At 76.0% G+C, this 11,532-nt stretch carries 12 protein-coding genes; 4 read left to right on the plus strand and 8 right to left on the minus strand.

Annotated elements, in window-relative coordinates; all coding sequences use genetic code 11:
* The 4 genes from VGB14_16065 to VGB14_16080 form a co-directional block, all read right to left on the minus strand.
* A partial coding sequence (locus tag VGB14_16065; GenBank protein HEX9994445.1) for a hypothetical protein occupies positions 1-358 on the minus strand: 358 nt, incomplete at its 3' end.
* Positions 359-360: 2 nt separating this feature from the next.
* Positions 361-1,557, minus strand: a complete 1,197-nt coding sequence (locus VGB14_16070; protein HEX9994446.1) for a hypothetical protein — start codon at positions 1,555-1,557, stop codon at positions 361-363.
* 13 nt (positions 1,558-1,570) lie between these two features.
* Positions 1,571-1,933 carry a hypothetical protein gene (locus tag VGB14_16075; GenBank protein HEX9994447.1) on the minus strand — a complete coding sequence of 121 codons (363 nt, stop codon included), beginning with the start codon at positions 1,931-1,933 and terminating at the stop codon, positions 1,571-1,573.
* A gap of 51 nt (positions 1,934-1,984) precedes the next feature.
* Positions 1,985-3,112, minus strand: coding sequence for an SUMF1/EgtB/PvdO family nonheme iron enzyme (locus VGB14_16080; protein HEX9994448.1), 1,128 nt, complete (start codon positions 3,110-3,112; stop codon positions 1,985-1,987).
* A 260-nt stretch (positions 3,113-3,372) separates the two neighbouring features.
* On the opposite strand from VGB14_16080, the gene VGB14_16085 reads away from it, so the two are divergent.
* A complete protein-coding gene (locus VGB14_16085; protein HEX9994449.1) occupies positions 3,373-4,050 on the plus strand; it encodes a hypothetical protein in 678 nt (225 codons plus the stop codon).
* Positions 4,051-4,079: 29 nt separating this feature from the next.
* Positions 4,080-5,384 (plus strand): MFS transporter, encoded by a 1,305-nt coding sequence (locus VGB14_16090; GenBank protein HEX9994450.1) that lies wholly within the window; start codon positions 4,080-4,082, stop codon positions 5,382-5,384.
* A 12-nt stretch (positions 5,385-5,396) separates the two neighbouring features.
* On the opposite strand, the gene VGB14_16095 is transcribed toward VGB14_16090, so the two are convergent.
* Positions 5,397-6,167, minus strand: a complete 771-nt coding sequence (locus tag VGB14_16095; protein ID HEX9994451.1) for a winged helix-turn-helix domain-containing protein — start codon at positions 6,165-6,167, stop codon at positions 5,397-5,399.
* 136 nt (positions 6,168-6,303) lie between these two features.
* Here VGB14_16095 and VGB14_16100 point away from each other — a divergent pair, with 136 nt between their 5' ends.
* Positions 6,304-7,569: an MFS transporter gene (locus VGB14_16100; GenBank protein HEX9994452.1), complete on the plus strand. Its 1,266-nt coding sequence runs from the start codon at positions 6,304-6,306 to the stop codon at positions 7,567-7,569.
* Here the strand turns inward: VGB14_16100 and VGB14_16105 are convergent.
* Both VGB14_16105 and VGB14_16110 read right to left on the minus strand, forming a co-directional pair.
* Positions 7,553-8,698 (minus strand): ThiF family adenylyltransferase, encoded by a 1,146-nt coding sequence (locus VGB14_16105; protein ID HEX9994453.1) that lies wholly within the window; start codon positions 8,696-8,698, stop codon positions 7,553-7,555. The two genes, VGB14_16100 and VGB14_16105, sit on opposite strands and share 17 nt — an antisense overlap.
* A 250-nt stretch (positions 8,699-8,948) precedes the next feature.
* A complete protein-coding gene (locus tag VGB14_16110; GenBank protein ID HEX9994454.1) occupies positions 8,949-10,784 on the minus strand; it encodes a M3 family metallopeptidase in 1,836 nt (611 codons plus the stop codon).
* A 326-nt stretch (positions 10,785-11,110) separates the two neighbouring features.
* Between VGB14_16110 and VGB14_16115 the strand changes: the two genes are divergently transcribed.
* Positions 11,111-11,395, plus strand: coding sequence for a hypothetical protein (locus VGB14_16115; protein ID HEX9994455.1), 285 nt, complete (start codon positions 11,111-11,113; stop codon positions 11,393-11,395).
* Between the two features lie 13 nt (positions 11,396-11,408).
* Here the strand turns inward: VGB14_16115 and VGB14_16120 are convergent.
* Positions 11,409-11,532 (minus strand): integrase core domain-containing protein (locus VGB14_16120; protein HEX9994456.1); only part of this gene is annotated, 124 nt, incomplete at its 5' end.

The raw sequence follows: 11,532 nt of genomic DNA on the forward strand, positions 1-11,532 counted from the left end.
GGGCGAGCACGCCGGCCGGCCGGGCGGCCGGCTCGTCGGCGTCCCTGACGATGAACCCCTGGTTGACGAGCTGGCGCAGGAGCGGGAAGGCCTGGTCGAGGACGGCGTCGGGGTCGTAGCGCTTCTCCGCCGCGAACCGCCGCACGGCGTCGACCAGCGTGGTCGGCTCCCGGTACAGGGCGACGAGCTCGGCGGCCTCGGCCGACAGCACCTTGGACCGGGCCCGCCCACCCCGCCGTGACACGACCGTGTCGCCCGGCTCCCCGTCGATCCGGCGGCGGTCGGCCGCGGCCAGGCGCTCGTAGGGGATGAGCGCCACGTCGGCGGCCAGCCGGAAGCGGGCGAGGAGGTCGTCCACGCCTACTCCCCGTCCGCCGCGGCGGCCGTGAACGCGGGCGGCGGCTCCCAGCCGGGCAGGCCGACGCCGTCCTCGGCCAGCCGGAGCATGGCGTAGTCCGGAGGGGGCAGGCCCAGGCCGGGCGTCGCCGCCGCCCCGGCGAGCGCGTCGGCCAGCAGGCTGGCCACCCAGAGCCGCCAGCTGTTGCGCTCCCTCGTCGACCCGGCGTGGTAGCCGGGCGGCGGGTCGGCCCCCCACGACACCAGCCCGTCGGCCGCCAGGGGAGCGGTGAACGGCACGCCGTGGGCCTCCATGCCGGCCAGGCCGTCGACCAGCCGGCGGCCGACGGCGTGCACGGCGTCGAGGCTCGAGCAGTACAGGACGAACTTGTCCGGCCGGAGCAGGGCGTACAGGTGCGCGCCGACCTTGAAGGCGTCGACCACCTCGTCGTCGAGCAGGTCGGGCAGCCGGGCGACGAGGTCCGGCACACGGTCGATGCCCGGGCTGGCGTACACCTTGTAGCGGGGGGCACCGGCGCGGCGGCGCCGGGTCGAGCGGAAGAAGACCCAGCCCGTCTCCCTCGGGTCGTTGCGCGACGCCCGTCGCCACGCCTCCCGCATGGCCGGCGTCGCCATCGCCCGGTCGAGCCCCAGGAACCCCTGCACGGTGGCGACCGTCGGCAGCCGGTACCGCCAGGCCGGCGTGGCCGGCCGGCGGTTGAAGAAGTACAGGCGGGCCGTGAGCTGGGCCGGCTCCAGCGCCACGAAGGCGGCGCCGTGGCGGACGGCGTCGACCGACAGCCGGTGCAGGGCGCCGCCGCCGTCGCCGGCCCCGGTCGGGCGGTCGCACAGGCGGGCCCACGTCCCCGGCCCGGTCCTCGGCGGGCGCCGGCCCTGGAGCTCGAGGACGCCGTCGAGCACGAGCGTGCGCAAGGCCCGGACGGTCGCCTCGTCGAGCCCGGCTGCCGCCGGACCGGCCAGGCACCGGTGCAGCGCCCGCTGGCTCGGGACCGGCAGCTCCAGCACCCGCCCACCCCCGTCGACGGTGACAGCGAGCACCTCGGTGCGCCCGCCGGCCAGGGCGTCGAGCACCGATGCCGGGCCGGCCGGGCCGGCGACCGCGCACGACGGCGCGAGCCGGACGCTCCCGAGGCCGGGCACCGTGCGCCACCGGCCGGCCGGCGCCCGCTCGGCGGCGCGAGCGAGCGCCGGGGTCGTCACCGCTCCGAACGGGTCAGGCGGACGCCGAGCGGAGGGCGGCCCGCAGGAGCTCGAGGTCGCGCTCGTCGAGCTGGGCGACCTCGTCCTCGCAGGTCTTCGTCCCCGTGCCCGTGCACTTGGTGCAGTTGGTGCCGCACTGCGGGCACGCCGGCGTGACCGAGGCGACCGAACAGGTCGAGCACTTGGAGCAGGCGGAGCAGTTCGAGCAGTCGGAACAGTTCGAACAGTCGCTGCAGTTCGAGCAGCCGGTGCACCCCGAGCAGCCCGAGCAGTCGGTGCAGTCGCCGCACGCCATGACGTCGTCCCGGGGCAGCACGAGCACCGACCCGGCCGGCTCGGCGACGGTGACGGTCAGCTCCCTGTACCGGATGTCCACGCCCGACCTCCCCCTGGGGTGGCGGCATTGTGGTCGCCCCGTCCCGGGCCGTCAACCACCGTCGCCGGCGGGCAGGTCGACGGCCACCCGCACGCCGAAGGTCGGGTGCCGGAACCCCTCGGGGTCGCCGAGGCGCATGGCCGAGCGCACGTTCCACGGCCCGTTCAGCCACGACCCGCCCCGCAGCACCCGGGAGGGCTCGCCCTCGACGCGGCGGGGGCGCTCGTCGACCGGGCCGGTCCCGTAGCCGGCCACCCACGTGTCGGCGCACCACTCCCACACGTTGCCGCTGACCTGGTACAGGCCCCACGGGTTGGGACGGAACGAGCCCACCGGGACGGTGCCGCCCCGGTCCCCGTCGTAGTTGGCGTCGTCGGCGGTGATGCGGTGGCCCCACCAGTACCGGGTGGTCGTCCCCGCCCTGGCCGCGTACTCCCACTCCGCCTCCGAGGGCAGGCGGTACGGACGGCCGGTCCGCTCGGCCAGCCACCGGGCGTAGGCGTCGGCGTCCAGCCAGTTCAGCCCGACGGCCGGGTGGGACCCGTCCTGGGGGAAGCCGGGGTCGCGGAAGGACCGGCGGTCGCGGACGGCCCAGTGGCCGTACTCGCCGGTGAGGAGGACGTCGGGGACCTCGTGGCCCGAGTCGTCGACGAAGGCCGTGAACTCGGCGACGGTGACGGCGTCGCGCCCGATGGCGAACGGCCGCCGGATGCGCACCGCGTGCCGGGGGCCCTCGACGTCGCCGACCGAGCGCTGCGGCTCGTCGGGCGGCGAGCCCATCGGGAAGGTCCCCGCCGGCACGGCGACCATCGGCGGGGCGTCGGGCGCGTCCTGGAACGTGGCGACGGTGTCTACTACGGGTCGTGCGGTACGTGATCGGGCCCGACGTCGCCCTGCGGCTGGCGAGCGAGCGGGCGGTGGTGGCCGCCGGAGCCCGAGCGACCACACGTACGCCAGCCGCTCGTCTTCCTCCCGCTCGGTCGTCTCGCCTCGCCGGACGGCCCGGTAGAGCGAGGACAGCACCTGGGAGCGGAGCAGGGTCGGGGCGGCGGCGGAGCAGGCGGCGCGGTCGTCGCCGGCGGCGATCAGGTAGGCGTACCGACCGAGGTTGGCCCTCGCCGGCAGCCGCAGCCGGGCGCCCGGCTCCACCATCGCCGTCGCCTCGACGAGGCCGGGCACGGCGCCGGGCTCGGGGAGCCGGCCTCAACATCGTCGGGACGCACCGCGATCCCGCCTACCGGCTTCTACGAGACCCGGATCTCGCTCGGGTCGCCGAGCGACAGCGTCCGGCTGCGGCTCGTCCACTTCGCCGCGGCGGGGATCGAGACCGTCTGATCCGCCCGCCGAACGACGAGGTGCTGCTCCTCGAGTGCTGCATCGACTGGCGCACGGGCCCCGGCGCCGACGTGCCGAGCCGGTGCCTCGTACCATCGGGCCTCATGCCGGTGCGGACGGTGCTGGAGCGGGGGCCGAAGGGGAAGAAGGCGGTCGCGTTCGCGGTCGACTGGCCGGGGTGGAGCAGGGGGGCGAAGACCACCGAGTCCGCGCTCGAGACGCTCGAGTCGTATCGCGAGCGCTACCGGCCGATCGCGGTCGCGGCCGGGATGGCTGGCGAGTTCGACGGCGCCGGGCCGCTCGACGTCGTCGAGGACCGGGTCGGCCCTGGCTCGACCGACTTCTGGGGGATCTCCTTCGCCCCGTCGGGCCTCGAGCAGGAGCCGATGGACGACGCGGAGATGGAGCGCAAGATCGAGCTCCTCCGCGCCTGCTGGGCGTACTTCGACGCGGTGGCCGCACGGGTGTCGCCGGAGATGCGCAAGGGGCCCCGCGGTGGCGGGCGCGACCGCGACCAGATCATCCGCCACACCATCCGCAACGAGAGCGAGGAGTTCGCCAAGCGCGTGGGGCTGCGGGTGGCCGAGGGCGCGGCGCTCACGCCGGACGGGCTGCGGGCCCACCGGGCGGCGTACGTCGACGCCATGCGGGCCTACAACGCCGGCGAGGGCCGGCGGATGCGGTCGTGGAACCTGCCGTTCCTCATCCGCCACACCGCCTTCCACGTGATGGACCACGCGTGGGAGATGGAGGACAAGGACCTCTCCGCGGTCACCGGCTGAGCGGGCTCGGCGGTAGACCGGAGGGCGCCATGGCGCCCGTCCCCGCTGCCCCCGTCGACCGGCGCGTCCGCCACGCCCGCGCCGCCGTGTTCGCCGTGTTCTTCGTCAACGCCGTCCTCTACGCCAACCTCGTGCCCCGGCTGCCGGAGGTGAAGGACCGGCTCGACCTCTCCAACGCCGCCCTCGGCAGCGCCATCGCCGCCATGCCGGTCGGCGCGCTGCTGGCCGGGCTGCTGGCGCCGGCGCTCATCCAGCGGTTGGGCTCGGCGACGGTCGCCTCGTCCGGGCTGGTCGTCCTCGGGGTGGCCGTCGCCGGCGTGCCGCTGTCGGGCGCGTGGGCGGTGTTCGCGGCGCTGATGCTCGTCGTCGGGGCGGTCGACGCCGTCGTGGACGTCGCCCAGAACGCCCACGGGTTCCGGGTCCAGCGGGCCTACGGGCGTTCGATCGTCAACGCCTTCCACGGGCTGTGGAGCATCGGGGCGGTCGTCGGCGGGCTCCTCGGGTCGGCGGCGGCCGGGCTGGCCGTGCCCCTGGGCGTGCACCTGGGCGCCTCCGCCGCCGTCTTCGGCCTCGCCGCGCTGGTCGCCAACCGGTTCCTGCTCGGCGGGCCGGAGGACGCCGAGCGGGTCGCCGCCGGCGACGGGCACCACGCCGCGGGGGCCGCCGCGGCCGCCGCGCACGACCGACGCACGGGCCGGGCCCCGCGCGCCACCGTCCCGATGCTCGCCGCCCTCGGCGGGCTCGCCGCCTGCGGCGCGTTCGTCGAGGACGCGGGCGCCTCGTGGGGGGCGCTCTACCTGCGGGGTGAGGTGGGCGCCGGCGCGGCCGCCGGCGGGCTCGCCTTCGTCGCCCTCCAGGTGGCGATGACCACCGGCCGGCTGTCCGGCGACCGCGTCGTGGACCGGTTCGGCCAGCGCCGCGTCTCGCTGGTCGGCGGGGCCGCCATCGCGCTCGGGATGGGCGCCGCCCTCGCCCTGCCGTCGATCTCCACCACCCTCGTCGGGTTCGCGCTGGGCGGCCTCGGCGTCGCCACGCTCGTCCCCGCCGTGATGCACGCCGCCGACGAGCTCGACGGCCTGCCCCACGGCGTCGGCCTCACGATCGTCAGCTGGCTGCTCCGCGTCGGGTTCCTCGTCTCGCCGTCCGTCGTAGGCCTGGTCGCCGACGCCGCCAGCCTCCGGGTCGCCCTGCTCGGCGTCGTGCTCGCCGGCGTCGGCGTGCTCCCCCTCGGACGGGCCCTGCCCGCCACGGCGGCGCGGGCCCGCCGCCCCGGAGCGGCCCTCACCCCGCCGGCCGGCAGTGCCGCCGCCGCCCCGACCGAACCGGGGCGGTGACGGCGCCGCCGCTCAGGCGGCGACCCGCCAGCGGGGCTCGGGGATGGCGAAGACCTCGGCGAAGCCCTCGACGCCGGCCGGGGGGACGGCGAGCCAGCGGCCTCCGGGGCGGCGCTCCACCCAGCCGAGGGCCAGCAGCCGGTCGAGCAGCCGCCGGCCGAGCGCCCCCGACAGGTGGTGGCGCTGCTCGCTCCAGTCCACGCAGTACCGGGCGCCGGCGCCGGCGGGCACGTCGACGCCGAAGCCGGCGAGGAAGGCCCGCCCGTCGTCGGTCAGCCGGTAGTCGTGGTCGCGGCCCCTCGACGAGAGGCGGTCGGCGGTCGCCGTGGCCGGGTCGAAGGTGCCGTCGTGGCCGACGAGGTGGCCGCGCTCGAGCATCGACCGCATCACCTCGACGCCGAGCCGGCCGGCCAGGTGGTCGTAGCAGGTCCTGGCCGTCCGGAGCGCGTGCGCCCGGGTGCCCTCGCGGAGGGATGTGACCGGCCGGCGGGGCGCCACCTGGGCGGCGGCCTCGAGGAACCGGGCCGCCTCCGGCCCGCCGAGGCGGTAGTAGCGGTGCCGGCCGTGGCGCTCGACCGCGAGCAGCCCGGCCTCGGTGAGCAGCCGCAGGTGCCCGCTGGCCGTCGACGGTGCCACCCCCGCCTCGGCAGCCAGCACGCTGGCGGCCAGCGCCCGGCCGTCGAGCAGGGCGAGCAGCATCCGGCAGCGGGCCCCGTCGGCCAGCAGCGCGCCGACCCGGGGGAGGTCCACGTCGCCCGTCCCGGCCGCCGCCGCGCCCGCCATGCCGGCGAGGGTACCGCGGCATCGCTTCGGTCCCCGCCGAAGCGTCGGCTGCCTAGGCTGTCCCCGACCTTCGGCGGAGGTGGAGCACGTGACCATGGCGGTGGTCGGGCGCTGGGCAGGGGTGTGAGGCGCGGCCGTGCGGCACCGGTACCACCTGCTCCTGTTCGCCTACCTGGTGTCCTCGCTGGGCAACTGGATCTACCGGCTGACCCTGCCGCTGCTCGTCCTGGAGCTCACCGGGTCGGCGCTCGGCACGGCGGCCGTCTACGCCATCGAGTACGGCCCGTTCCTGCTCCTGTCGCTCCCCGGCGGCGTGTTCGCCGACCGCCTCGAGCGCCGGCGCCTGCTCATCCTCGGCGACACGGCCGCCGGCGCCATCGCCCTCGGGCTGACGGCCGTCGTCGCCGCCGGCGTCGACGACCTCCGCCTCGTCTACCTCGCCGCCTTCCTGCTGGCCTGCGTGGAGCCGGTGTACCACCCGGCGTTCCAGAGCTTCCTGCCCGCGCTGGTCGACGCCGAGGACCTCCCGGCCGCCAACTCGTGGATGCAGGCGGGCGACAACGTCGTGGCCCTCGTCGGGCCGGTGATCGCCGGCGGCATCGTCACCGTGTTCGGCTACCAGACGGCCGTCGCCGCCGACGCCGTGACGTTCTTCGTCTCCGCCGCGGCCATCGTCCTCATCCGGGTCGGCGACGCGGGGACGGAACGCCGGACCGACCGGGGGGCGGCGGTCGCGCTGCGGGCCATGGTGGCCGACGTGCGGGAGGCCGGCCAGCACGTGTTCCGCGACAACCGGGTGCTGCTCGCCGGCTCCCTGCTGTTCACCGGCACCAACCTCGCCATCTGGCTGCTCCAGGCGAACTTCGTCTACTACCTGACCCGGTATCGCGACTTCTCCCCGAGCCTCGTCGGCGTCGTGCTCGGCGCGCAGGGGGTCGGTGCGATCGCCGGCGCCGCGGCCGCGTCCCGCGTCCTCCGCCGGGTGCCGGCGCCCCGGGCCATCCTGGCCTGCACGGCCGGCGCCGGGATCACGACCCTGGCGCTGATCCCGCTGCGGGACGTGGCGTCGATCAGCGCGGTGTGGGCCGTCGTCTACGCGTTCGGCTCGGTCAACGTCGTCGCCTGGTTCAGCTACCGGCAGCGGATCGTGCCGCTCCACCTGCTCGGCCGGGTGGTGGCCGTCACCCGCATGCTGGCGTTCGCGTCGATCCCCGCGGCGGCCCTGCTCGCCGGCGTCCTCGAGAGCGGGCTGCGCAACATGTACGTGATCATCGGCGCCGCCGGCCTGCTCCGCCTGGGCGTGGCGCTCGTCGGGTCCCGCACGGCGCTGAACGACCGGCGGCCGGCGCCCGGGGCCGCGTCCGTCGGCGACGACGCCGCCGAGGTCAGCCGGGCGTCGTGACCGCCACCCGCTCGCCGGCGGCCGGCGCGGGGATGCCGCTGCACACCGGGCAGTCGTCGAGGCGGTCCCACCGCTCGCTCTCGACCATCCGGTAGTCGTCGAAGCGCAGCTCCATCAGGCGACCGGCGGCGACGGGCGGGGCGATGCCGACCACGATCCGGGTGAGCTCGCCGAGCAGGAGGGCGGTCGTCATCGTGACGAGCGGGCAGAAGGCGGCGTTGTCGCCGCCGATCCGCCGCTCCCGCTTCTCCTCGAGGAGGGTGGCCGACACGGGGTCGTCGCGGAACACCTGGAGGCGCCAGCACTCGATGCAGCCGGTGACGCCGGGGAGCACGGTGAAGTAGACGGCCCGCTGGGTCTCGAGGCCGCCGGTCACGAGCGGCACCCCAGCCCGCACGCAGCCCTCGTTGACCCAGTGGTTGATCTCCATCTTCGGGCGGTCGGCGACGGAGACCACGACGTCGGCGTCGGCGGCGACGGCCAGCACGTCGGCCGTCGACTCGATGCGCCTCGGCACCTTCTCGATGTCGATCCGCGGGTTGAACTCCCGGACCCGGTCCACGGCGAGGTCGATCTTCGGCCGGCCGACGTCCGCGTCGCGGTACAGGATCTGGCGGTTCAGGTTCGACAGCTCGACCCGGTCGAACTCGACGACCCGCACGTGGCCGATGCCCATCGCCGCCATGTCGAGCAGCAGGTGCGACCCGAGCCCGCCGAGGCCGAGGAGGGTGACCCGGCAGTCGAGGAGGCGGCGCTGGAAGTCGTAGCGGTTGTCGGCCAGGCGGGCGTAGGAGGCGAAGAAGTTGACGTTGCGCTCCCACCGCCGCAGCTCGTAGTCGTCGAGCAGCCCGTCGGCGGTGGCGCCGGCGTCGAGCAGGAAGCGGGCCTCGTCGAACTGGGCGACGGCCGCCTCCACGTCCTCCAAGGTGACGTGCGGGTACTCGCGGGCGAGGTCGCGATGGACCTCCGGCACGGTCCTCGTGCCGTCGAGGAGCGAGAACAGGCGGGCGACCGCGCCGTCCTCGTCGGGGATCTCGGTCACCTCCCCGTAGCCGCCCACATAGACGGTCCCGCCGCGGGTGAACACCGGCGAGGTGTGCTTCAACTGGGGTCGCATGCCGGACTCCATGGCGCCATCCTTTTGCGCGAGGTCGCGACCGGTCACATTGACGTCGGGCCCGATGCCGGGCGGACTGGTACAGTCGGAATTGCGCCCGGGAGCGCCCGTCTGATTCCTGGCCGGAGCGGGCAGGCGGACCCGGGTGACAGGCCCGCTGGTGGGCGGGCGAACCGCCCACCAGCGGCCACTCGCGGGAACTAGCCCTCGTTCGCGCCCGAGGCGATGCTGGTCTTGCGGGTCCGCAGGGTGATGGTCATGGTCACCTCCTTCCGTCGTCGTTGCCCTTGTCGCCGCCCCCGGCCACGGGTCCGCCGTCCCGTGGCCGGGGTACGCCTGCCCCGGCCGTCGCCAGCGCGACGAGGGCCGAGACCTCCTCACCGAGCACGTCCAGGCCGCGCCGCCACCCGTCGGGCGACCCCACGTCGACGCCGAGCGAGCCGAGGAGCGCGGCCGGCGGGCGGCCCGCCCCCTCGGCCAGCACGGCGACGAAGCGGTCCCCGAACCGGCGGGGGTCGTCGCGGTGCGCCTCGACGAGGGCCAGCGCGGCCAGCTGGCCGTACACGTAGGGCCAGGCGGTGCCCGGGGCGAGGAACAGGCTGTCCAGGTAGCTCCACCAGTGCCGGTAGCCGGGCGAGAGCGCGACCGCCGGCCCGTACAGGTCCCGCTGGCCGGCCAGCCAGCGCTCGCCCAGCTCGTCGGCGTCGAGCACGTCGTCCGCGGCCCGGTCGTGCACCTCGCGCTCGAAGCGGTGCAGCGCGGCCTCCCGGAACACGGCCACCAGCTGGTCCTCGACCCGGCGCCCGAGCACCGACAGCCGGGCGCCCGGGTCGTCCACCGACGCGCACAGCCGGTCGGCCGCCACCGTCTCCGCGAACAGGCCGACCGTCTCCGCCAGCACGGTGGGCAGCGCCGCGGTCAGCGGCCCGTGGTGGCCGGCCAGGCGGGCGTGGGCGGCGTGGGCCAGCTCGTGCACGGCGGTGAGCGCGTCCCTCGGCCGGCCGGTGAAGTTCAGCAGCACGTGCGGGCGGGCGCCGGCCGGCGAGAAGGTCAGGGCGCCCCGGCGCTTCCCGGGTCTGGGGTCGGCGTCGACCGCACCGCCGTCGAGCAGGTCGCGGGCGATGTCGGCCAGCTCGCCGGCGATGGCGCCGAGCGTGTCGAGCGCGAACGCCCGGCAGTCGGCCCAGTCGATGGCGGGCGGCGGGTCGCCGAGCGGCGCGTAGCGGTCGGCGTCGGTCAGCTCGCCGAGCAGCGCGGCCTTGGCCCGGTAGTGGTCGTGGGGGAGCTGGCGGGCGCCGTCGACGGCCTCGAGCAGGGCGTCGACCTCGGCCCGGTCGACGGCGTTGACCACGTGTGACGCGTGGGCCCAGCCGGGGAGGCCCCGGAGGCCGGCGACCGCCGTCCGGCCCCTGGCCAGCATCGACAGGGTCGTCGCCCGCAGGTCGACCTCGGCCTCGAGCGCCGCGGAGATGGCGGCGACGGTGCGGTGGCGGCGCTCGCGGTCGGCGTCGTACAGGGCGGGGAGCGCGGCGCCCAGGCTGGCCGGCGCGGGGCCGTCGTGGACGTCGATGCGCCCGAGCAGCTGGCGGGCCATGCGCTCCCAACCGGCCAGCGCCACCGGCTCGAGCGCGGTGACGGCCTGGTCGGTGCCGGGCGGGGGAGCGGGCGGCGCCGCCGCCAGGACCGTGCGGAGGTGCTGGGCGTAGGGGCCGAGCGCCGGGTCGGCCAGCAGGGCGGCCACCCTGGCCTCGGGCAGCGCCGCCACCTCCCGCTCGAAGGCGTCGGCCACCTCGCCGACGGCGGCCCAGGCCTCGTCGCAGCGGTCGAGGAGGGCGAGGGCGGTGGGGTCGCCGGCGTCGCAGGCGAGGACCATCTCGGCGTAGGTGGCGGCCCGCTGGAGCGGCGCGAGCAGCGCCTCGACCTCCCGGAAGGCGCCTGCCAGGGCAGCCGCGCCCATGCCGGCGACGGCGCCGCCGTGGCGGGCCCGGAACCGCCGGGCCGAGGCCACGACCCCGTCGAGGTCCTCGGGGAGCCCGAAGGAGGTCGCGAGGTTCCAACGCGGTGGCGCGAGCGCGCCGCCGCCACGATCACGGTTCATCCGCTCCGAACCGCCTGTTCTCGATGCCGAATCACCCGTTCAGCTCCTCGGTCGAGGAACTGCCCGCCGGGCGACGTTCACCTTCGCAAAGAACGGCGGACGGTGTCAAGACAAACGCGACGTGCGGTACCGCCGATTTGGCGATATGGCTGCGGCGTTGATTCCGATCAAGAGGAACGCACCACTCGCCCGGGCCAGCCGCCCCTTCCGGCTCCGCCCGACCGGGCAGTCCGCCCGGTCCCTCCCACCCGTGAGCGGGGAGGGCTCACCTTGCCGGGCGGGACCGTCGGAACGACAGTCACCCCTCCTGCGTCAAGGGGGGACCAGTGCAACCAGCGCGCCGCACGCCTCGACTCGTCACGCTCGCCGGCCTCGTCGTCGCCGTCGTCCTGGTCGCGGCAACGGCGGCTCCCGCAGGCGCCGCCGCGACGACGCCGACGGTGTCCGTCGCCGACACCTCGGTCGTCGAGGGGGACGGCGGCACCGTCTCCGCGTCCTTCACGGTGACGATGTCGGCAGCGTCCGCGGACGTCGTCACCGTCGACTACACCACGGTGAACGGGACCGCCAAGGCCCCCGGCGACTACGCGGCCGACCTCGCCGCCCGCTAGGTGTACTCGGCCATCAGGTTGGTGACAGTCGGCTGATCGGTGGTTTGCCTCCGATGGCGCTGTGGCGGCGTCGAGTGTTGTACGTCTCGAGCCATGGTGCGAGGGCGGCGGCGCGGTGGCTGTTGGTCGTGAAGACC

The organism is Acidimicrobiales bacterium (assembly GCA_036399815.1).
GTDB lineage: Bacteria > Actinomycetota > Acidimicrobiia > Acidimicrobiales > DASWMK01 > DASWMK01.

Bases quoted from the DNA above. Each gene is read 5' to 3' on its own strand.
- VGB14_16085 (HEX9994449.1), top strand. From the start codon at position 3,373: ATGCCGGTGCGGACGGTGCTGGAGCGGGGGCCGAAGGGGAAGAAGGCG.
- VGB14_16090 (HEX9994450.1), top strand. From the start codon at position 4,080: ATGGCGCCCGTCCCCGCTGCCCCCGTCGACCGGCGCGTCCGCCACGCC.
- VGB14_16095 (HEX9994451.1), bottom strand. From the start codon at position 6,167: ATGGCGGGCGCGGCGGCGGCCGGGACGGGCGACGTGGACCTCCCCCGG.
- VGB14_16105 (HEX9994453.1), bottom strand. From the start codon at position 8,698: ATGGAGTCCGGCATGCGACCCCAGTTGAAGCACACCTCGCCGGTGTTC.
- VGB14_16110 (HEX9994454.1), bottom strand. From the start codon at position 10,784: ATGAACCGTGATCGTGGCGGCGGCGCGCTCGCGCCACCGCGTTGGAAC.